20 protein-coding genes and 1 pseudogene are annotated in these 21,436 nt (G+C 27.8%); 16 read left to right on the forward strand and 5 right to left on the reverse strand.

The annotated features are described in order from the left end of the window. Positions 1–159: 159 nt before the first annotated feature. The 10 genes and pseudogenes from Q4A58_RS04175 (at position 160) to Q4A58_RS04220 (ending at position 9,677) form a co-directional block, all read left to right on the forward strand. Complete coding sequence (locus tag Q4A58_RS04175) at positions 160–567, forward strand: hypothetical protein (RefSeq protein WP_303116800.1); 408 nt, start codon at positions 160–162, stop codon at positions 565–567. Between the two features lie 88 nt (positions 568–655). Beyond that, entirely contained in the window at positions 656–880 is a 225-nt protein-coding gene (locus Q4A58_RS04180; protein ID WP_303116801.1) for a hypothetical protein, read from the forward strand. Positions 881–982: 102 nt separating this feature from the next. Then, entirely contained in the window at positions 983–1,501 is a 519-nt protein-coding gene (locus Q4A58_RS04185; protein ID WP_303116803.1) for a shikimate kinase, read from the forward strand. 45 nt (positions 1,502–1,546) lie between these two features. Next, positions 1,547–3,286 (forward strand): annotated as a pseudogene (hflX, locus tag Q4A58_RS04190) (GTPase HflX); the annotation flags it as partial. Positions 3,287–3,310: 24 nt separating this feature from the next. Beyond that, positions 3,311–4,165 (forward strand): WYL domain-containing protein, encoded by an 855-nt coding sequence (locus Q4A58_RS04195; protein WP_303116804.1) that lies wholly within the window; start codon positions 3,311–3,313, stop codon positions 4,163–4,165. Positions 4,166–4,180: 15 nt separating this feature from the next. Next, the gene (locus Q4A58_RS04200) at positions 4,181–5,506 is read left to right on the forward strand and encodes a TolC family protein (protein ID WP_303116805.1); all 1,326 of its coding nucleotides are present in this window, start codon (positions 4,181–4,183) and stop codon (positions 5,504–5,506) included. After that, a complete protein-coding gene (locus Q4A58_RS04205) occupies positions 5,499–6,596 on the forward strand; it encodes an efflux RND transporter periplasmic adaptor subunit (RefSeq protein WP_303116806.1) in 1,098 nt (365 codons plus the stop codon). The genes Q4A58_RS04200 and Q4A58_RS04205 overlap by 8 nt, the downstream gene beginning before the upstream one ends. Then, positions 6,574–7,233, forward strand: a complete 660-nt coding sequence (locus Q4A58_RS04210) for an ABC transporter ATP-binding protein (protein ID WP_303116808.1) — start codon at positions 6,574–6,576, stop codon at positions 7,231–7,233. The genes Q4A58_RS04205 and Q4A58_RS04210 overlap by 23 nt, the downstream gene beginning before the upstream one ends. Beyond that, positions 7,230–8,453 carry an ABC transporter permease gene (locus Q4A58_RS04215; RefSeq protein ID WP_303116809.1) on the forward strand — a complete coding sequence of 408 codons (1,224 nt, stop codon included), beginning with the start codon at positions 7,230–7,232 and terminating at the stop codon, positions 8,451–8,453. The genes Q4A58_RS04210 and Q4A58_RS04215 overlap by 4 nt, the downstream gene beginning before the upstream one ends. Positions 8,454–8,675: 222 nt before the next feature. After that, a complete protein-coding gene (locus Q4A58_RS04220; RefSeq protein WP_303116810.1) occupies positions 8,676–9,677 on the forward strand; it encodes an autotransporter outer membrane beta-barrel domain-containing protein in 1,002 nt (333 codons plus the stop codon). Between the two features lie 72 nt (positions 9,678–9,749). Here the strand turns inward: Q4A58_RS04220 and Q4A58_RS04225 are convergent, their stop codons facing one another. Genes Q4A58_RS04225 through Q4A58_RS04245 form a run of 5 tightly spaced genes read right to left on the reverse strand, consistent with a single transcriptional unit; the run spans position 9,750 to position 13,944 of the window. Beyond that, entirely contained in the window at positions 9,750–10,034 is a 285-nt protein-coding gene (locus Q4A58_RS04225; RefSeq protein ID WP_303116811.1) for a hypothetical protein, read from the reverse strand. Positions 10,035–10,064: 30 nt separating this feature from the next. After that, on the reverse strand, positions 10,065–10,817 hold the full coding sequence (locus Q4A58_RS04230) for a hypothetical protein (RefSeq protein ID WP_303116812.1): 753 nt from the start codon (positions 10,815–10,817) through the stop codon (positions 10,065–10,067). A 9-nt stretch (positions 10,818–10,826) separates the two neighbouring features. Further along, entirely contained in the window at positions 10,827–13,037 is a 2,211-nt protein-coding gene (locus Q4A58_RS04235; protein ID WP_303116814.1) for a heavy metal translocating P-type ATPase, read from the reverse strand. 1 nt (position 13,038) lies between these two features. Continuing rightward, positions 13,039–13,434, reverse strand: a complete 396-nt coding sequence (locus Q4A58_RS04240; protein WP_303116815.1) for an HMA2 domain-containing protein — start codon at positions 13,432–13,434, stop codon at positions 13,039–13,041. After that, a complete protein-coding gene (locus Q4A58_RS04245) occupies positions 13,435–13,944 on the reverse strand; it encodes an HMA2 domain-containing protein (protein ID WP_303116817.1) in 510 nt (169 codons plus the stop codon). It lies immediately after the preceding gene. A gap of 302 nt (positions 13,945–14,246) precedes the next feature. Here Q4A58_RS04245 and gltA point away from each other — a divergent pair, with 302 nt between their 5' ends. From gltA to glmM, 6 genes are all read left to right on the forward strand, one after another. Next, positions 14,247–16,523, forward strand: a complete 2,277-nt coding sequence (gene gltA, locus Q4A58_RS04250; RefSeq protein WP_303116818.1) for an NADPH-dependent glutamate synthase — start codon at positions 14,247–14,249, stop codon at positions 16,521–16,523. Positions 16,524–16,697: 174 nt separating this feature from the next. Then, the gene (gene lepB / locus Q4A58_RS04255) at positions 16,698–17,627 is read left to right on the forward strand and encodes a signal peptidase I (protein ID WP_303116819.1); all 930 of its coding nucleotides are present in this window, start codon (positions 16,698–16,700) and stop codon (positions 17,625–17,627) included. Further along, entirely contained in the window at positions 17,624–18,061 is a 438-nt protein-coding gene (gene rimI, locus Q4A58_RS04260) for a ribosomal protein S18-alanine N-acetyltransferase (RefSeq protein WP_303116820.1), read from the forward strand. Before lepB ends, rimI begins: the two co-directional genes overlap by 4 nt. A gap of 2 nt (positions 18,062–18,063) precedes the next feature. Beyond that, positions 18,064–19,497, forward strand: a complete 1,434-nt coding sequence (gene purB / locus Q4A58_RS04265; RefSeq protein WP_303116821.1) for an adenylosuccinate lyase — start codon at positions 18,064–18,066, stop codon at positions 19,495–19,497. Positions 19,498–19,520: 23 nt separating this feature from the next. Beyond that, a complete protein-coding gene (locus Q4A58_RS04270) occupies positions 19,521–20,048 on the forward strand; it encodes a Gx transporter family protein (protein ID WP_303116823.1) in 528 nt (175 codons plus the stop codon). Between the two features lie 28 nt (positions 20,049–20,076). Then, positions 20,077–21,435, forward strand: coding sequence for a phosphoglucosamine mutase (gene glmM, locus Q4A58_RS04275; protein ID WP_303116824.1), 1,359 nt, complete (start codon positions 20,077–20,079; stop codon positions 21,433–21,435). Position 21,436: the final 1 nt, after the last annotated feature.

Genomic DNA, 21,436 nt, shown 5'->3' on the forward strand with positions numbered 1-21,436 from the left:
ACTTTTTCTAAGAAGATAAATTCATCTTTTGGTTTTTACTTAAAGCTTGACGAATAAAAATTAAAAAAAGTGAGGGATTTTAAATATTAGTATATAAATTTTTTTATTTAATTATGCTAAAATATAGATAGAAAATTCTAGCTTTATTTGGAGGTAATTATGAGATGTGGAAAGGATAATTTTATACAAGAGTTAGAAGGTATCTTTAATGTAAAAAATTTAGAAGAGAATAATAATATTGTCTTTACCTTTTCTTCAATGAATTTAGGAGGAGTAGAGAAAGAACTAGGTTATTTACTTATGGAAACTTATCTTCATACTCTAGCAGATTTAGATTTTCTTCCCAAAACTATTATCTTATACAATGAAGCAGTTTTATTTGCTATTAGTTCTTCGAAACTAAATATTTATTTTAGAAAACTACAGAGTAGGGGAGTTGAAATACTATTATGTAGTACGTCAACTAGATATTATCAAATTGATTCAAAAATAAATATTGGACAACTAACTAGTATGAAAACTATTCTGGAGAAAAAAATGTCTGCTACAAAGTTAATTGTACTTTAAATTATATTTGAAATAAAAGTTTTTTTCTTGACTTTTAAAGTCTAATATATTATTATTGAAATAACTAAGATTAACAGGAGGTATTGTTATGAATTTAGATAAGGTTCTTATGAATTTTAGTGAAGAGCATGAATTAAATAGTTTTCTTAATAAAATAGGGAAAAGGCAGACCGCTGAAAATAGAGAAAAACTAAAAGAATTAGGTAAAAAATGTAAATTGGAATTAGGAAAAAGAGTTTTAAAGCATGATGATTTTGAAGAATTTTTAAAGAAAAATAAAGATTTAACAAAAAAATTAGAAGATAAAAAATAAAAAAAGTTTATACACTGACTACTTAAATTTTCAAATTGTAGTTCAGTGTATTTTTTTATAAAAAATCTATGTTATAATAAAGAAAAAACTTAAGGGAAAAGTATGAAGGATAACATTGCATTAATAGGATTTATGGGAAGTGGAAAGACAACTGTTGGAAGGGCACTTTCAAAACTTATGGATATGAAATTTGTGGATATTGACAAGATAATTTCAGCCAGAGAAAAAAAATCTATAAATGAAATTTTTGAAGAAAAAGGTAATATTTATTTCAGAGATTTAGAAAGAGAAATTATAGCTCAAGAATCTCTGAAGAATAACTGTGTTATCTCAACAGGTGGAGGTTCTATTTTAGATAATGAAAATATAAAAAGACTTCGAGAAACTTCTTTTGTTGTCTATCTAGATTGTACTATAGAATGTCTTTATCAAAGGTTAAAGAACTCAACAACAAGACCTATTTTAAATGTAAGTGAAGATAAAAGAAAAACTATAGAAGAACTTTATGAAAAAAGAAGGTTTCTATACGAAATTTCAGCTGACTATACTATAAAAATAAATGAAAATACAAATATTTTTGATACTGTAAATATTATAAAAGAAGCCTATATCTCTTCATAGGCTTTGGAGGAAAAATGATAAGTGGAAATATAGAAGGATTAAAAGAAGATAGAAAAGGGTAAATTAATTGATGAAGAAATAGTAAACTATATTGCTGAGTTAAGTCATAAAATTAATAGAGAAATTAATTTAGTTATAGATAGAAGTGGAAACATATTAGAAATTTCAATAGGAGATAGTAGTTCGGTTAGCCTTCCCCCTATAACTGTCTATGAAAAAAGACTTTCAGCTGTTAGAATTATTCATACTCATCCAGGAGGGAATCCTCATTTATCTTCAGTGGATATATCTGCACTTTTAAAACTAAAACTTGATTGTATTGTTTCAATTGGTGTCAGTGAGAATGGAGTTACTGGTTGTGAGTTAGCTTTTTGTAAAATAGTACAGGAAGAATTGAGTTATGAAAAAATATTTTTAAAGAATTTAAATGATTATCCGTATTTAGAAAAAGTTAAGGAAGTAGAAGAGCATTTAAAGAAAAGAAATATTGTGGAAGATGATAGTGAGTATGCTATTTTAATTGGAATTGAAAGTGAAGAAGCCTTGGAAGAGTTAGAGGAGCTTGCCTATGCCTGCAATTTAAAAGTTGTAGATAAATTTTTTCAAAAGAAAAAAAAGATAGATCCTTTATTTTTAATTGGTTCTGGAAAAATAAGAGAACTTGCATTAAAAATTCAAATTAAAAAAGCTAATTTACTAATTTTTGATGAAGAATTAAGTGGGTTGCAATTAAAATGTATAGAGGAAGCAACAGCTTGTAAGGTAATTGATAGAACAACCCTAATTCTTGAAATTTTTGCAAGAAGAGCAAAAACAAGGGAGGCAAAATTACAGGTAGAGTTAGCTCAATTAAAGTATAGAAGTAATAGACTGATAGGTTTTGGTGTGATGATGTCAAGACTTGGAGGTGGAGTAGGAACAAAGGGACCTGGAGAAAAGAAACTTGAAATAGATAGAAGACTGATAAGAAAAAATATAAATTCTTTAAAAGAAGATTTGGAAGCCATAAGAAAAATTCGAAGTACTCAAAGAGAAAAGAGAGAAGAGTCTGGAATCCCAAGAGTATCTTTAGTTGGCTATACCAATGTTGGTAAATCAACACTTAGAAATGTTTTAGTTGACTTATATCCCAGTGATAAGAGTTTAAAAAAGGAGGAGGTTTTATCAAAGGATATGCTCTTTGCAACTCTTGATACGACGACAAGAACTTTGGCTTTAAGTGATAAGAGAATTATTTCCTTAACAGATACTGTAGGTTTTATTAAAAAACTTCCTCATGATTTAGTTGAATCTTTTAAGTCAACATTGGAAGAAGTAATATTTTCTGATTTAATATTGCATGTAGCAGATATTTCAGCTTCTGATGTTATAGAACAAATAGAGGCAGTGGAGAAAGTTCTTGATGAATTAAATTGCTTAGACAAGGCGAAAATTTTGGTTTTAAATAAAATTGATAAGGCAGTGGAAAAATACTCTTCCCTAGTAGTCGATAAAAAAATTGAGGAAATAAAGGAAAAATATTCTCAGTATACTGTTATGAGCACAAGTGCTGTAAGTCGAGAAAATATAAGAGAGCTAATGGATTTAGTGAAGGATAGTTTAGTAAGTAAAAGCCATAATTGTGTACTTTTGATTCCTTATTCTAATACGGATATTTCAGCTATGCTTCATAGAAAATCTATAATAAAATCTGAGGATTACACTGATGAAGGAATTAAAATTGAGGCTATATTAAATGAGAAAGAATATAATTTGTGTAAAGCTTATATTTTAAACGAAGCTTAATAAGATATTTAAAAGGAAGAAGTTATGAAAAAAATAAAGGTTACTGTATCTAAGAATATCTATGATATAGTGAGAAATGATTTGAATGATTTTGGTCTATCCAATAATCACTTTATGAACTATCTTTTCTCTAATTTAAAAGATAATTATGAAGAATACGATATTAAAAGAATTGATAAGCTAACAATGAACAAAGTAAAAAAATTCATACAATTTAATTTAAATAAGGAAAATAGCTCAATTTACTATGATGTACTTAGGGATAAGAAAGTTTTAAACGAATCTGAATTTATGAGAAACTTACTTATAAAGTATACTAGCCAACAGAAAAATGTGAGAGAATTATTTATTTTTAAAGAAATTATAGAGAGAATTAAGTTAGCTATAAAAGATAAAAAAAATATTGTAATAACTTTTAATGATGAAAGAAAAGTAGTTGTGACACCGTATCATATAGCCAGTTCAGATTTAGAGATAGCAAATTATATTTTTTGCTATGATATGGAAGAAAAAAAATATAAAAATTATAAGTTGAGTAATTTAAAGCAGGTTTATACTTTATCTGAACTTGGAAAATGGGATGAAGAGGAATATATAAAGAATATTGTAGCAAATTTTGATCCTTTTTTATCACAGGGGCGAAGAATAAAACTTAGGTTAACAGATGAAGGTATAAGGCTTTTAAAGGTTTCAAAATTAAATCGACCTAAGATAATTTCTAGAGAAGCAAATGTATTTGAATTTGAATGTTCTGAAGAACAAGCTAAAAAATACTTTTCATATTTTTTAGATGAAGCTCTTATATTGGAACCTTTAGAATTAAGGAAATGGTTTGAAAAGAAATTTGAAAATGCTTTAAAAAAAATAAAGGAAATTTAAGTTTGGAAGGAAATTATGAAAAACAAAATATTTTTAGTAATATTTATAACTAATTTGAGTATATTTTTTTCTAGTTTAGGAAATGAAATATCAATTGATGATATTTTTTTCCAAATCGAAAATGATTTAAATAGCTATGAACTCAATATATATAGAAATAATGAGGAAAGAATAAATAATTTAATAAAAGATAATAAACTGGGAGATTTTAATGGCTTAGAATTTTCCAGTAATTTTAATGCTGTAGAAAATTCTATGGAGGAAAGACTTAGAAAGTATGATAAAACATTGCAAAATAAGCTTGCTTATGGACCTTTATTTTTAAACTATAACTATGTAGAAAATAAAAAAAGCTATATAAGTTATGGAATAGAAAAAAATATTAAGGATTTATTTTATTCAAAATATAAAAGTGAATTTGAAATAAATAGTCTAAATAAAAAACTTAATAAAATTGAATTTTTAAAAAATATAGAAAAGAAAAAAATTGAATTTTTAGATTTGTATCAAAATATATTGGATATAAAAAATGAACTTGTCTATTTGAAAGAAGCAAAAAAATATTATGAAAATGAGGTCGGAAATGTAAAAGAAAAGTTTAGTTTGGGAATGGAAGCTAAGATAAGCTTGGAGGCTGCTGAAGTCGAATTGGAAGATATCGAACTGAAGATAGTAGTTTTAATTAAAAAATTAGAATCACTTTATCAAATAGGAAGAAATAACTATAAAATCAACTTTCAGGCTTATACTTTAAAAGATATAAACTATAGAAAATTTAACATTAATAGGCTAATTGAAAAGTATAAAGTACTTGATTTGAATGAGTTGGAGCTAAATTTAAAAATTTTAAATGAAAGAACAAAGTATAATAAATATGACAGTTTTATGCCTGATATAATTTTAGGCTTTGAAAGAATAGACAGAAGAGAAAACTATGGAAGGCTTTATAAGGGGGAAAATGTTTTTTCAATAAAATTCTCAAAAAGGCTATTTTCAAATGATACGATTTATAAAAATTCTAAAATTGAAGAGGAAAAATTAAAAGAAACTTTAGAAGAAAAGAAAAAAGAGATATTAAATGAAAAAATAAATTTAATTACAACTTATGAAGAGTTAGAAAAAAGTTTGGAAATAAACAAAAAAAAGCTTGACATAGTTAAGAAAAGATATGAAATAAAAAAGAAGGAAAATGAACTGAACAGAGCTAGTTATTTAGATGTAATAGATGCTTATAAAATTTATCTGGCTCAAGAAATTGAAACAAAAAAAATAAAAAACAATTTACATGCTTTTATGTATAAGATAGATATAAAAGCTGGTTATGAGGTGAAAAGTGATTAAACTGATTAATAAAAAAATAATTATTGGAATAGTGTTTTTAGTATTAATATATATTTTATATATTTTTCTGAGACCAAATCCAAATGAGAAAGTATACTTAGAAGATTACAACTATATTAATGCTCAAAAGACAAATATAATTGGTACTATTACCCTAAATGGACAAATAAGTGCAAATAATCCCATAGGAATATTTGTTGATAAGAAATTAAAAGTTAAAGAAGTAACAGTAAAAAATGGAGATTTTGTAGAAAAGGACGAAGTTTTAGTAAGCTTTGATGATGATGAAAAAAATAAAATTGAAAGAAGCATTGAGAAGGAAAATATAAATTTAAATAAAATCAGTAGAAATTTAAAAACACTTAGGGAACTTTATGCCATTGGTGGAGTGAGTTTGGAAGAAGTTAAAACATTGGAAGGGGACTATAGAATTGTGCAATTAAATTTGGAGGAACTAAAGGAAACCTTAAGTAAAACTGCAAAAGAAATAAAAAGTCCTGTTGCAGGAGTTATTTCAAATTTAAAAGCTCAAAAAAATTATCTGGTTGATACTGACAGCTCACTTATGGAGATAATTGATTCAAATGATTTAAAAATTGTAGTAGAGATACCAGAATATAATTCAACAATGATAAATCTTGGAGATGAAGTAAAAATAAAACTTGAATCAACAGAAGACGAAAAAATTTATAGTGGTGTTATAAGCAAAATTTCAAAACTTTCTATGATTTCATCCTTAACTTCAGAAAATGTTTTGGAGGCCGAAGTTAAAGCTAGTGAGGATATTCCGAATCTAATTCCAGGTTTTAAAATTAAAGCTACAGCTAATTTAAAAGATAAGCTAGAAAATATAGTTATTCCTAAAATTTCTCTTGTTTATGAAGAGGGCAAATATTTTGTTTTTATTTTGAAAAATGAAAATGAAATTGTAAAAAAAGAAATAGAAGTTAAGAATGTGACAGGGGAAAATGTAGTAGTTTTATCTGGTTTAAATGTTGATGAAAAAATAGTGAAAGCTCCTGATAATAGACTTAAAGATGGCTTAAAACTTTTAAAAGGAGAAAAGAGTGATAAAAGTAGAGAAAATTAACAAAACTTATATCAATGGTAACACAGAGCTTAGAGTCTTAAAAGATGTTTCCTTCAATGTGGAAGAAGGAGAATTTTTAGCAATTATGGGTAGCAGTGGAAGTGGAAAATCGACTATGATGAATATCTTAGGTTGTCTTGATAGTGAATATAAGGGAAAATATTTTTTAGATGGAATAGATATATCTAAAATGAGCCAAGATGAACTCAGTGAAATACGAAATAAGAAAATTGGTTTTATATTTCAGTCATTTAATTTATTACCTAAATTAAATGCTGTAGAGAATGTAGAGCTACCACTTATATATTCAGGTGTAAAAAAATCAGAGAGATTTGAAAGGGCTATGAAACTTTTAGAGCTTGTAGGTTTAAAAGATAGAGCGGATCATAAGCCAAATGAACTTTCTGGTGGGCAACGACAAAGGGTAGCAATAGCTAGAGCATTGATAAATGAGCCCAGTATAATTTTAGCTGATGAACCAACAGGAAATTTAGATAGTAAATCTGAAGAAGAAATTATAAAAATTTTAAAAAATTTAAATGAAATGGGAAAAACTATAATTATTGTAACTCATGAGCCCAGTATAGGGGAGAGTGCAAATAGAAAAATAATTTTTAAAGATGGAGAAATAATATGAATTTCTTAGAAATATTTAAGGGGACCATAAGTACTTTAAAGTCAAATAAATTGAGAACGATTTTAACTATGCTTGGTATTATAATTGGCATAGCATCTGTTATAACAATGTGGTCAATAGGTGTTGGAGGAAGAGAAAATGTCCTTGGCGATTTAAAAAAAATAGGTTATGGAAAATTTACTGTATCCATTGATTATAAATCTGAAAAATTTAAATACAAAGATTACTTTTCTAATGCAACTCTTAACTTATTAAAAGAAAGTGGTAAATTTAAAAATATTGCAATTGGCATAGAAGAACGATTTAGAACGAAAAAAGGAAATATAAGAAAATTTTCTTATGCAGATATAAGCACAGCTGACTTTGAAAAAATTTCTCCAGTTGAAATATTAGTCGGGAGAAATTTTTTACCTTTTGAATATGAAAAAAATGAAAGAGTTATAACTTTGGACAATTCATCAGCAAAGAAATTATTTGGAAGTGAAAAAAAAGCTATAGGTGAAATATTAGAAATTTCAAGATTTAGAACAAATCAAACTTATAATTATAAAATAATTGGAGTTTTCAGAAGCCCTTATGAAGCTTTTGATAAACTTTTTGCTGATGAAGATATGCCTGTTATATTAAGAATGCCATATAAAACATATAATCAAACATTTAACTCTAATCTTGAAACTTTTGATTCTATAATAATAGAGGCTAAGGATCCGAATAAATTAGCAGAAAGTATGAATGAAGCAAAAAGAATTTTAGAATTTTATAAAAATACAAACGAAGTTTATATAACAAGGGCAATTTCAAATGATATAGAATCTTTTGATAAAATTTTATCAACTTTAAGTATTTTTATAACACTTGCTGCAAGTATTTCTCTTTTTGTAGGAGGGATAGGTGTTATGAATATAATGCTTGTTACAGTTGTTGAAAGAACTAAGGAGATAGGTATAAGGAAAGCTCTAGGAGCAAAGAATAGAGATATATTAAAACAGTTTTTGTTTGAGTCTGTTATTCTCACTCTTCTGGGAGGGCTTATCGGAATAGTTCTAGGCTTTATTTTAGGTCTTTTGGCTGGAAAAATAGTTGGAATAAAGCCAGTATTCTCAATCTTCTCTATAATTTTATCCATGAGTATATCGGTTATAGTAGGAGTAGTCTTTGGAGTAAGCCCCGCAAGAAAGGCAGCAAAATTAAATCCAATAGATGCTCTTAGAACTGAATAAAAAGGTTTGTAAATTAATAAAAATTTTAATAAATTAAAAACTGTAGCTTGAATTTTTTTATAAAATTTTGGCTACAGTTTTTATATTTTCAATATATCTATTTTTCTGATATTTTATTTATATTATTTTAAACTATAAAAAAATATTGTACAAATATATTGCGTTTTTTTTTTTTGCTACAATAAAGTTAGATTAAAACTAAAAATAAGAGGAGGTAGTCTTATGAAAAAAATGTTATTTATTATGGCTTTAATAGTATCGGCAAACAGTTATTCAGCAATATCTATTAGTGGTGGAGCAATTTCTGGAAATTATAGTTTTTCTAATAACAGCTCTGGTGGAAAAGATTTGTCTGGAGTTCTTTCTTTTACAGGAAATAATCCAATCATAGATCTTACCACAGTAAATGACACTATAAAGGCTGGAACTAAATTTATTTTAGTACCTAACCAGACAGTTAGAGTTAAGACACTTTATGGATGGAAAAATATCATTAATAATTCAAATGTTAATGGTTACTATCAGTTTAATTATGATCTTCAAGGAGGTCATCAGGGTCCACAAGATGCCTTTACTAATAGTTGTTTTGATCCAACAGGTGCAGATGTTTGCCAAGCTTTTCTTCCAAATCAGCCAGTACCACCAGCAAACAATCCACCTAAAAGACCTGATAAAGTGGAAGTAGATTTTTCTGAACAAACTGGTATTCCTCATACTGAGCTCCCTGATGGTGGATTTTATGATGAAAAAGAAACAGGAGAAGTTGTTTTATATATTCCTAGATCAAGAGTTAATTTAGACTTAGTGAGAAATATAAAGGCAACAACATTAAAAAATTTAGAAAAATCTAAAGAAAATGGCTATACTATTGATGCCGAATATATAGGTGGATTGGGAGGCTTGTATAAAGATAAGAGTGAAAAAATAAAATATAGTTCTAACAGTAATGGAATGTCTTTAACAGGAACTAGAAACTTTGGTCCATTAACTCTGGGAGCAACTTTTGGCTATCAAGAATCAGAAGTAAAATATAAAAACCATTTGAACAATGTAAGAGAAGATATAGATACATATCAACTAGGTCTAAGCTTTAGACATAATTTCACAAAAGAAATAGATCTTACTTTATCAGCAACATATGGAAAAGGAAAACATAAATTTAAAACATTAAATGGTTTAGGTACAATAAATGGTGCAGAATATAAAGGGTGTATACCTTTTTGATATTGAAATAATAAAATTAGTTTTTCAATATCAGGAGTATACACCCAAATTTAATTAAATAAACTTGTTATTTTATTCAGCCGTGATTACTATTTCTTCATTTTCTTTTGCATATTCAGTTGCTGATTTTTCAGCGATTAAATCTTCAATATGCTCTTTCATTTCTGTTAAAGTTTCTATATCCATACCATCAAAATTAGAACAAGTAGAAGGTTTTATATTGATTCCTTGTTTTCTTAAAAATTCATCAACCTTACCTTGATTTTTTTTGTATAGATAGAATGCAACCGCTGCTGCACCAATTCCAACTACAGCACCCACTAAATGACATTTTGTTATTCCATTTCCTCTTAACATTTTTTACCTCCTGATAATTAATTTTTATATTTAAATTTTACTTAAAGTAATGTAACGCTCATTAAAGCTCATGTATGTATTAGCTTTCTTAAAAAATATATGATTTACCATATCTGAAAAATTTTCAATACTATGGTCATCTAAAATAGTAGCTGTATATTGATAAGAATGAGAAGTTTTTGTTCTAAAAACTTTTAAAATTTTTGTAGTTTGTTTTGGTACTGTTAAGTGTCTTCCAAAAGTTGTTAACCACATTATAAGTACTGTACTTAATTTAGATTCTTCTATAAAAGATTTAAGTAAGTAGAGTGCAGGTAAAATTTCTATATCAAACATTCCCCGCCTTCTTACCTCACTATAAGCATGTTCAAGTACGGAACCCACAGTTATGCCCATTGCAAAGGTATTCATAGAATTTTGAAGTTTAGTGTTATCTATATTAATAAATTTATTAAAACCAGCAGCTGTTATAGCTGCAAAGGCATAGATAGCTATAGGTGAAATAGATTTATATTCATAGCCCTCAAGAAGCCTAACTTGAACAAGCCCATTTTCTATTGAAAATGCTATACCCACCCTATATATGATTTCTTGTAAAAGAATTTCACTGGGTTCAAATTCTAAGGTTAAACATTGGTTTCTAGGACTATATTTAAAATTTAGCATGGATAGATTGTTTTTAATTGTTTTATAAAAATTTTTTGGCTCTTTCATTGGAAGAGAAAGTTTTATTCTGACCCTGTTAGGTAACCTGTGTACGACAGTAATAGAAAGTTTTTTCATACTCTTCTCCTATTTGTTATTTAAGTTGTATTTTAAAAGTTTTAATGAATTGCCAACAACAAAAATAGTTGTCGAATTGTGTAAAACAGAAGCATAGACTGGAGGTAATATACCAGTAGCACCTAAAACTAATGCAAAGGTATTAAGACCTATAACCATAGCAAAATTCTCTTTTATCGTTTTTATAGCTTTTTTTGAAAGACCTATAACTCCAGGGACTAAAAGAGGATCATCTTGAGTAATCGTTATGTCAGCTGCTTCCATTGCAACATCAGTACGAGTACTCCCTAAAGCAACTCCAACATTTGCATAAGATAGAGCGGGAGCATCATTTATACCATCGCCTATCATTATAACATTTGAGCCAGAAGATTGAAACTTTAATATATTTTTTGCCTTATCTTCAGGTAAAAGTTCAGATTCATATCTATCAAGTGACATTCTAGAGGCTATTGTTTCAGCCTGTTGTCTTAAATCTCCAGTCAATAGAACTATATCATCGACTCCATGATTTCTCAAACGATTTATAGCTTTTTTAATGTTTTCTCTAGGAGGATCTGAAACTCCTATAAGCCCTATTAATTTATCGTTTTTAGCAACATAAATTCCTATTTCGCCTCTAGATATAATACCTCTTTCAGCTTCAGAAACAGAATCTAAATTAATAGAATTTTCCAGCATAAATTTTTTACTGCCAACTCTAATAAGAGAAGCATCTTTTCCCTTTCCAATTTTTGTTTCAACACCACGACTGACGATGGTTTTTATTTTACTATGTTTTGGAATTTCAAGACCTCTATCTTTTATCTCATTCATAATAGCAACAGCTAGAGGATGAGAAGATTGCTCTTCAGCGGCAGCGGCAAGACAAAGCATTTCACTTTCATTTACTCCTTTTTTAAAAACTTCAATACTTTGTACTTTAGGTTTACCTTCTGTGATTGTACCAGTCTTATCAAAAATTACTGTTTCTGCCTTGGATAATTCTTCTATAAAATTACTTCCCTTTATTAAAATACCATTTTTTGCTGCAGTATTTATGGCTGCGGAAAAAGCTACAGCAGTAGAAAGTCTTATACCACAAGAATAATCAATAACAAGCATACTCATAGCCTTAGTAATGTTTTTTGTAGTGACATAGACAATTCCAGCTAGTATAAAATTTAAAGGTATTAGCTGTGCTGAAAACGTATCAGCATAATTTTGTATATCAGCTTTATTTGAATTTGCATCTTCAACTAACTTTATAATTCTGGAAACAGTTCTATCATCTCCCACTTTTTCTGCTAATATGCTTATATTACCATTTTTTATGATAGTACCAGCAAATACATTTTCTCCAATAACTTTTTTAACTGGCATATATTCACCAGTAATGGAAGATTGATCTATAAGTGCCTCTCCTTTTATTATTTTTCCATCGACACTTATTTTTTCACCTGTTTGTACAACTATAACATCATCTTTTTTTATTTCTTCAATAGGGACTCTTTTAACATTGTCATCTTCCATTTCCTTCCAAACATAGCTTTCTCCAACACTTAGCATATCTTTTATAGCACCACGAGTTTTTTGCATTGTGTATGCTGTTAAAAGCTCGGCAATTTCTTCCAGCATCATAATAGTTAAAGCAGTATATTCTTTGCCAAGTAGTATGCTACTTATTATTGCGGTAGAACTTAAAGTATCAGCATTTGGTCTTTTATTTTTGAATAAAGACATAAAACCATTTTTTATAACTGGCATAGCAAGACTTATCGTTGAAAGAGTATTATAGTTGAAAAATTTTTTTAAACCGATAGTTGCAATATCAGATTTTTTTCTAAAAAAGAGATTATATACAAGTAAACCTCCTGTCATAGCAATCTTTTTTAAAATTTCATTTGGAGATTCCTCTTGTAATTTTCTTTCAATTATGTACTTGGAAGCATTTATTTTTTTTTCATTAGAACAAATTTCAAATATATGAGAATTTAAAGTGTTTTGTATTAAATTTATCAAGTTTTGTTCGCTTAGTGAAATATCTTCAAAATAGATTAAAATAGTACCAGTTATAAGGTTGATTTCAACAGACTGTATATATTTTACTTGTAGTAATTGCTTTTCAATTTCTGCTTTAAGAGAAGGAGTGATATATTTTAAAGCCTTAGATTTTATACGAATTCTTCCCCTTAATCTATGTATTATATAGCAAGAAAGCAAATTTTCATTTTTTTTCATTTTATTCACCCTTCTCTAATTTTTCTTTGAGCATTGAATAGAATTTTTTTACATTATTTTCAATTTCAGAAATAGAAAGACCATGATAAATATACTCATTGTCCACTAAAATTTTCCAAATTTTATTTAACCAGTCAACAATGTCTTTTTCTGTTAATTTTTTTTTGTCGTATTCAATTAAAATTTTGCTGGTTAAATAAGAATAGGAAATTTTATTTATTCCCTGTTTCATTTTTAATATAGAACTTACATAGTCTTCATATTTTTTCATTTCTTCTGGTACTTTATCAAGAGAAGGAATAAACAATCTTACTCTTCCTGGAATACTATGAATAATTTTTACTTTATTGAACATTAAATAAGTTTTCTTTAATACATCTTTAATTACGACATTCATTTATTGCTCCCTTCTTTCTTTTATTTCCTTTGTAAACAGACTATATGCCCACCAAATTAAAGTAGCACCAGCAGGCATAACAGGGTTAGTTCGAATTTTTTTTAAGCCATATAACAATAGAAGTGTAGCAGCCAAGGTTCTTGAGTCTAAAAGCCCTCTAGTCTTATTATATATTGCTATATCGGAAAAGTTTAAAAAATTTATAAAAAGAGATTTTAAACTTCCATCTCGATTTTTAAATATTTCGTTTTCTAAATTTAAAAGTCTTAAAATAATTCCTATTATAAAGTTAGCGTCTGTTCTCTTATCATCAAAATCAATAGTTAAACTGCCTAAACAAGAAACTATTTTAAAATTCTTTATTAAGCTAATTTTACTAAGATTCTGCTTTAAATTTTCAATTTCTTCTGTATTATTTTTTAGTTTATTAATTTCCATTCTGATTCTATTTTTTGTTAGAGATTTTATTTCAAAAATACCATAAAAATCTGGAAGAAGATTATTTTTCATAAGACAGCAACTCCTATCAAAATATATTTTAATTTACAAAATATTTTAATATTTTAAGATATTCTATAAAATTTTATTACTTTGATTATATACTTGTTTTGATAAATATGCAAGAAATTTTTATTAAATTTTTTGTTAATTGCTAAGAAAAGATGAATTTTTTTCTATTAGAAGAGTAAAAAATTTTTTTTGTTTCTATTGTCTCACAAAAAAAATTAATATATAATAACAAAAATAAATAATTAAATTGGAAATAAAACTATGAAAAATTTTTGACTGAGTAAAAAATTTTGGAGGAAAGTATGTATAAAGTTATAGAAAAAAAATGGCTTACACCTATAATTTGCTATATGGATATTGAAGCTAAAGACTTAGCTAACTCTGCAAAGCCTGGACAATTTTTAATAGTAAAAGTGGATGAAAAAGCTGAAAGAATACCGCTTACTATATGCGATTATGACAGTGAAAAAGGAAGTGTTGCTATAGTTTTTCAACTTGTGGGAAAAAGTACTCAAAAAATTTCAAAACTTGAAATAGGAGATTTCTTTTTAGATGTTGTAGGCCCCTTAGGTAAAGCTAGCGAATTAGTAGAGATGACTAAAGAAGAGCTTATAGGGAAAAAGTATATTTTTATAGCTGGCGGTGTTGGAACAGCCCCCATATATCCTCAGGTAAAATGGATGAAAAGGCAGGGGTATAGTTTTGATGTAATAATAGGAACCAGAAATAAAGAGAGCTTAATTTTTGAAAGTGAAATAAGGGATCTAGCAGAAAATTTATACATTTGTACAGATGATGGTACGTATGGGTTTAAAGGTCTAGTAACGAATATGCTAGAAAAATTAATTTCAGAAGGAAAAAATTACGATCATGCAGTAATTATTGGTCCTATGATAATGATGAAATTCACTTCTAAAAAATGTAAAGAATTTGGAATAAGAAATACTGTAAGTTTAAATCCCTTAATGGTTGATGGAACAGGAATGTGTGGAGCTTGTAGAATAAGTATGGGGGACAGTGTAAAATTTGCCTGTGTTGATGGACCAGAATTTGATGGAGATTTAGTTAATTTTGACGAGGCTTTAAAAAGACAAAATATGTATAAAACAGAAGAGGGAAGAAATATTTTAGAAATAGAAGAAGGAGAAACACATCATAGCCCTCTCTGTCAAAATCATGAAAAAATTTTTGATAGAAAAAAAAGGGTGGAAGCAAGAGTACAAAAGGCTGAAATTAGAAATAAAAATTTCGATGAAGTATGTTATGGCTATAATTTTGAAGAAGCTAAAGTTGAAGCTGAGCGTTGTTTAAATTGTAGAATTCCATTTTGCGTGGAAGGTTGTCCTGTTTCAATAGATATACCTGCATTTATCCAAAAAATAAAACTCAATGATATAAAAGGAGCAGGAAAAATAATTTCAAAGTATTCTAATCTTCCAGCTATTTGTGGTAGAGTTTGCCCGCAAGAAACACAATGTGAAGCAAAATGTATATTAAATAGAGGAAAAAACCCACAGCCAGTTTCTATAGGGAAATTAGAAAGATATGTTGGAGATTGGATAATAAAAAATGGTATTGAAATAGATAAAGAAGAAGCAAAAGGGAAAAAAGTAGCTGTTATTGGAGGTGGACCAGCAGGACTTACAGTGGCTGGAGATTTAGCAAAAAAAGGTTATGATGTAACTATATATGAAGCTTTGCATGAGCTTGGAGGTGTACTTACTTATGGTATTCCTGAGTTCAGATTACCAAAAGAAAAAATTGTAAATAAGGAAATAGAAAATTTATATAAATTGGGAGTAAAGGTGGAAACAAATTCTGTTGTAGGAAAAACTTTTACTATAGATGATTTACTAAACAAAAAAAATTTTTCTGCTGTATTTATAGGAAGTGGAGCAGGACTTCCTAAGTTTATGAATATTCCTGGAGAAAATTATAATGGAGTAATTTCTGCCAATGAATTTTTAACAAGGGTTAATCTTATGAGAGCTAATAGAGCAGATTATGATACACCAATAAAAATAGGAAAAAGAGTTATAGTTGTTGGTGGTGGAAATGTTGCAATGGATGCAGCAAGAACAGCTAAAAGATTAGGAGCAGATGTGACTATAGTATATAGAAGAGGAGAGGCTGAGCTTCCTGCTAGAAGAGAAGAAATAGAACACGCAAAAGAAGAAGGAATAAAATTTAATTTTTTGACTAATCCAGTTGAAATTATAGCAGATGAAAAGGCATGGGTGAAAGAGGTAAAATGCATTAGAATGGAGTTAGGAGAACTAGATGAGAGTGGAAGAGCAACATTTTCTAAAATACCTAATAGCGAATTTAATATAGAAGCTGAAACTGTTATAATGTCTTTGGGAACTTCTCCCAATCCTTTGATTGCAAACACAACTGAAAATTTAAATTTAAATAAATGGAAGGGCATAGAAGTGGATGAGACTACTGGGAAAACTTCAAGAGAAGGAGTTTTTGCAGGTGGAGATGCAGTTACTGGGTCTGCAACTGTTATTTTAGCTATGGAGGCTGGGAAGAAAGCAGCAGTTGAAATCGATAAATATTTAAAAAATAAAAAATAAAATTTAAAATAGTTCCAAAAAATTTGGAGCTATTTTTTATTAAAATATTTCAACTACAAAAACATAAAAGCATTGATGAAATTTATAATGGACTATATAAAATATAATTAAAAAAAATATTAAAGTATGCTATAATATTTAACATGATTAATAAAAATGATAGAAGGAGTGAAAATGAATAGTAAAATTATTTTATATGGAGTATTTTATTTTATTTTAACTTCTTTTTTTCTTTATTTACTTATTAAAGAAAAGAAAATAGCTGAAAAATTTTCTATTTATAGAGAAAAATATTCCAATAAATTAGTAGGTATTTTCAAGATTAAAAATGAAAATATAAGAAAAAAAATTAAGAAAGTGATAAATGTTATAGAAAGTATAGTTGTAGCAATAGGTTTAGTTTTAATTATTCAAAGATTTTATATAGGTAATTTTGTTATTCCAACAGGTTCTATGATACCTACAATAGAAATAGGTGATAGGCTTTTTGCAGATATGGTATCTTATAAATTTAGATTACCAAAAAGAGAAGAAATAATAGTGTTTAAAGAACCAATTCAAGATAAATTTTTATACACAAAAAGAGCTATGGGATTGCCTGGAGAAAAAGTTGCTATAAAAAATAATAGACTTTATATAAATGATTTGGTCATAGAAACTAGAGAGTATTCTAATTTAGACTTGGGAGATATAGAGTGGATAGTCCCTAAAAAAGGAGATAGATTAGAAATAATACCTACTGAAAATTTTCCTATAATCTATGAAGCTTTTAAAGAATATGATTGGTCGGTATATAAAGTTCAAAGAGATATGTATAAAGCAAGTGCATTTACAAACTATGTTATGAAAGAATTAAAATTTTTACTAAATGATGTAGAAACAGGAATGATTCTAGACTATATTCACGACAAAAAAAATATTGAAAAATTACTTAAAGGAGAAAAAATAGAAGTAATTTTAGATGATGATTATTTTCTTGCTTTAGGAGATAACACTTATAACAGTTCAGATTCAAGAATATGGGGTTTTGTAGCTAGTAAAAGAATTAGGGGTAGAGGTCTTGTAAGATTTTGGCCTTTAACTAGAATAGGTATTTTAAAATGAAATTTAAAATAAAAAAAAATTCTATTGAAACTCAAGATGACTTAGAAAAATTAGAGAAACTTGAACAATCAATTTTTAAAGAAAGCTCTTATTCACGTAGTACGTTATTAGAAATTATAAAAAATTATGATAACTATACTATTTTTTCTTGTTATTCTAATAAAGAAATAATAGCTTATATTATAGTTTTGAATAATATAGATTATTTTGAAATAATAAAAATTGCTGTGCTGGAAAATTATAGAAATATGGGAGTAGGACAGAGCTTAATTGAGATGATAAAGGAAAAAGATACATTTTTAGAAGTTAGACAAAGTAATGAAGTGGCTATAAAATTTTACTTAAAAAATGGTTTTAAAAAAATATCACTAAGAAAAAATTATTATAAGGACAATAATGAAGATGCCATTATAATGAAGTTGGAGGTTAATTAAGAATGAATAATGAAATCTATTCAAACCCTTTATGTGAGAGATATAGTTCAAAAGAAATGATGTATAATTTTTCACCTGATAAGAAGTTTTCAACTTGGAGAAAATTATGGATAGCTCTTGCAGAGGCAGAAAAAGAGCTTGGTTTAGATATAAAAGATGAACAGATAGAGGAAATGAAGAAAAATATTTTTAATATTGATTATGAACTGGCTGCTAAAAAGGAAAAAGAGTTTAGACATGACGTAATGGCACATGTTCATACATTTGGTACACAGGTACCAATTGCTATGCCAATAATTCATTTAGGAGCAACATCTGCTTATGTGGGGGATAATACAGATTTAATACAAATAAAAGATGGTTTATATCTATTAAAAGTAAAGCTTATAAATATAATGAATAGCTTAGCAAAATTTGCATTAGAGAATAAAAATATACCTACTTTGGGTTTCACACATTTTCAAGCAGCACAGCTAACAACGGTTGGTAAAAGAGCGACACTGTGGCTACAATCTTTAGTTTTAGATTTAGAAGAGCTTGAATTTAGAGAAAAAACTTTAAGATTTAGAGGAGTTAAGGGAACAACAGGAACTCAAGCAAGTTTTAAGGATTTATTTAATGGTAATTTTGAAAAAGTAGAAAAGCTTGATGAGATGGTTTCAAAAAAAATGGGTTTTGATAAAAAATTTGATGTAACAGGTCAAACTTATGATAGAAAGATAGACTCTGAGATAATGAATCTTCTTGCTAACATTGCTCAATCAGCTCATAAGTTTACAAATGATTTAAGACTTTTACAACATTTAAAAGAAATTGAAGAACCATTTGAAAAGAATCAAATAGGTTCATCGGCTATGGCATATAAAAGAAATCCGATGAGAAGTGAAAGAATATCTTCACTTGCAAAATTTGTTATTTCCTTACAACAAAGTACAGCTATGACAGCTTCTACTCAATGGTTTGAAAGAACTCTTGATGATTCTGCAAACAAAAGACTTGCATTACCACAAGCTTTTCTGGCTGTAGATGCAATACTTATTATTTGGAATAATATAATGGAAGGTTTGGTGGTATATGAAAAAATAATTAATAAGCATATTATGGCTGAACTTCCATTTATGACAACTGAATATATAATAATGGAGTGTGTAAAAGCTGGTGGAGATAGACAAGAGTTACATGAAAGAATAAGGCAACACTCTATTGAAGCATCAAAACAAGTTAAGGTAGAGGGAAAAGATAATGACTTAATAGATAGAATAATTGAAGACGACTATTTTAAATTAGACAAAGATAAACTTTTAAATTTATTAAATCCTAAGAACTTTATTGGTTTTGCAGTAGAGCAGACAGAAAAGTTTGTAAAAGATCAAATAGAACCTATACTTGAAAAATATAAAGATTTATTGGGAATAGATTCAGATTTGAGAGTATAGAAAATTCTTATGAAAGGGAAAGTATGATAAAGGATAAAAACCGAGAAGATATTTATCTCATAGTTTTAGTTTTATTAGGGCTTTATTTATCACTTATTGAAAACTTAATACCCAAACCTTTTCCTTGGATGAAAATAGGTCTATCAAATGTAGCTATATTAATTGCTCTTGAAAAATTTAATTCTAAAATGGCTATTAAAGCTATAATTTTAAGAGTTTTCATTCAAGCTTTGATGTTAGGAACACTTTTTACTCCAGGTTTTATAATCAGCATAAGCGCAGGAACAGTGAGCACATTTTTTATGATATTTTTATACAAATTTAGAAAATACTTGTCACTTTTGAGTATAAGTTGTGCTTCAGCATTTTTACATAATCTTTTACAATTACTAGTAGTTTACTTTTTACTTTTTAGAAATATGTCTTTAAATAGTAAATCTATAGTAATTTTTATAGGAATATTTCTGTTTTTAGGGCTTGTGACTGGTTTAATAACAGGTGTAATTGCAGAAAAACTAAATTTAAGAAAATTGAAAAAATTTATTGAATAAGGCTTTTCTATAGAGAAAGGAGATTGGCATGAAAAAATATTTTGGAACTGATGGAATCAGAGGAGAAGCAAATAAGGAACTTACAGTTGATATTGCATTGAGATTGGGCTATGCATTGGGATATTATCTGAAAAATAATCGTCACTCTGATGAAAAGATAAAAGTTATAATGGGAAGTGACACTAGAATATCAGGGTATATGTTAAGATCTGCACTAACTGCAGGGTTAAATTCAATGGGAATCTATGTAGATTTTATTGGGGTTATTCCAACACCAGCAGTGGCATATATAACCAAGGCTAAAAATGCAGCTGCAGGAATTATGATTTCAGCATCTCATAATCCTGCAAAAGATAACGGATTAAAACTTTTTAATTCAGATGGATATAAATTTTCAGATGATATAGAAGATTTAATTGAAAACTATATGGATATGGTAGATGAACTTATAGCAGAGCCTATAGCTGGAGATAAAGTTGGAAAATTTAAGTATGCAGAAGATGACTATTTTCTATACAGAGATTATTTAATAAAGACAGTAAAAGGAAATTTTAAAGGGATTAAAATAGTATTAGATACAGCAAATGGTTCTGCATATAGAGTTGCAAAAGATGTATTTCTTGAACTTGGGGCAGAACTTGTTGTTATAAATGATGCTCCTAATGGACGTAATATAAATGTTAAATGTGGTTCAACTCATCCTGAAATTCTTTCAAAGGTCGTAGTTGGTTATGAAGCAGATCTAGGTCTTGCTTATGATGGGGATGCAGATAGATTAATAGCTGTTGATAAATTTGGAAATATTATAGATGGTGATAAAATAATAGCTATTTTAAGTTTGGAATTAAAAAAGAAAAATTTATTGAGAAATAATAAAGTTGTGACTACTGTTATGAGCAATATGGGCTTTGAAAAGTTTTTAAATTCTAACAAGATAGATTTGCTAAGAGCTAATGTTGGAGATAGAAATGTTTTAGAGATGATGATAGAAGAGGATGCTGTAATTGGAGGAGAGCAATCAGGGCATATAATTTTAACTGATTATGCTACGACTGGAGATGGTGTTTTATCATCACTAAAACTTGTTGAGGCTATTAGAGACTTAAAAAGTACTTTAGATCAATTGATAAAAGAGATAAAAGATTGGCCTCAATTTCTTATAAATGTTAGAGTCGATAATAAAAAGAAAGATACTTGGAATAAAAATGAAAATATAGTTAAGTTTATTTCTGAAATAGAAGAAAAGTATAAGGGGAATGTAAAGATACTAGTTAGGAAATCAGGAACAGAACCTCTTATAAGAGTAATGACTGAAGGAGAAGAAAAGTCTTTGGTAAAAAAATTGGCAGAGGATATAGCTAGTGTTATAGAAAAAGAGCTAGCTTAAA

It is taken from the genome of Fusobacterium sp. (assembly GCF_030528405.1).
In the GTDB taxonomy this organism is placed as follows: domain Bacteria; phylum Fusobacteriota; class Fusobacteriia; order Fusobacteriales; family Fusobacteriaceae; genus Fusobacterium.

Coding starts and splice junctions, on each gene's coding strand:
- Q4A58_RS04200 (WP_303116805.1), top strand. CDS start 4,181: ATGAAAAACAAAATATTTTTAGTAATATTTATAACTAATTTGAGTATA.
- Q4A58_RS04220 (WP_303116810.1), top strand. CDS start 8,676: ATGAAAAAAATGTTATTTATTATGGCTTTAATAGTATCGGCAAACAGT.
- Q4A58_RS04180 (WP_303116801.1), top strand. CDS start 656: ATGAATTTAGATAAGGTTCTTATGAATTTTAGTGAAGAGCATGAATTA.
- Q4A58_RS04175 (WP_303116800.1), top strand. CDS start 160: ATGAGATGTGGAAAGGATAATTTTATACAAGAGTTAGAAGGTATCTTT.
- rimI (WP_303116820.1), top strand. CDS start 17,624: ATGAAATTTAAAATAAAAAAAAATTCTATTGAAACTCAAGATGACTTA.
- gltA (WP_303116818.1), top strand. CDS start 14,247: ATGTATAAAGTTATAGAAAAAAAATGGCTTACACCTATAATTTGCTAT.
- purB (WP_303116821.1), top strand. CDS start 18,064: ATGAATAATGAAATCTATTCAAACCCTTTATGTGAGAGATATAGTTCA.
- lepB (WP_303116819.1), top strand. CDS start 16,698: ATGAATAGTAAAATTATTTTATATGGAGTATTTTATTTTATTTTAACT.
- glmM (WP_303116824.1), top strand. CDS start 20,077: ATGAAAAAATATTTTGGAACTGATGGAATCAGAGGAGAAGCAAATAAG.
- Q4A58_RS04195 (WP_303116804.1), top strand. CDS start 3,311: ATGAAAAAAATAAAGGTTACTGTATCTAAGAATATCTATGATATAGTG.
- Q4A58_RS04215 (WP_303116809.1), top strand. CDS start 7,230: ATGAATTTCTTAGAAATATTTAAGGGGACCATAAGTACTTTAAAGTCA.
- Q4A58_RS04240 (WP_303116815.1), bottom strand. CDS start 13,434: ATGAATGTCGTAATTAAAGATGTATTAAAGAAAACTTATTTAATGTTC.
- Q4A58_RS04270 (WP_303116823.1), top strand. CDS start 19,521: ATGATAAAGGATAAAAACCGAGAAGATATTTATCTCATAGTTTTAGTT.
- Q4A58_RS04225 (WP_303116811.1), bottom strand. CDS start 10,034: ATGTTAAGAGGAAATGGAATAACAAAATGTCATTTAGTGGGTGCTGTA.
- Q4A58_RS04245 (WP_303116817.1), bottom strand. CDS start 13,944: ATGAAAAATAATCTTCTTCCAGATTTTTATGGTATTTTTGAAATAAAA.
- Q4A58_RS04230 (WP_303116812.1), bottom strand. CDS start 10,817: ATGAAAAAACTTTCTATTACTGTCGTACACAGGTTACCTAACAGGGTC.
- Q4A58_RS04185 (WP_303116803.1), top strand. CDS start 983: ATGAAGGATAACATTGCATTAATAGGATTTATGGGAAGTGGAAAGACA.
- Q4A58_RS04235 (WP_303116814.1), bottom strand. CDS start 13,037: ATGAAAAAAAATGAAAATTTGCTTTCTTGCTATATAATACATAGATTA.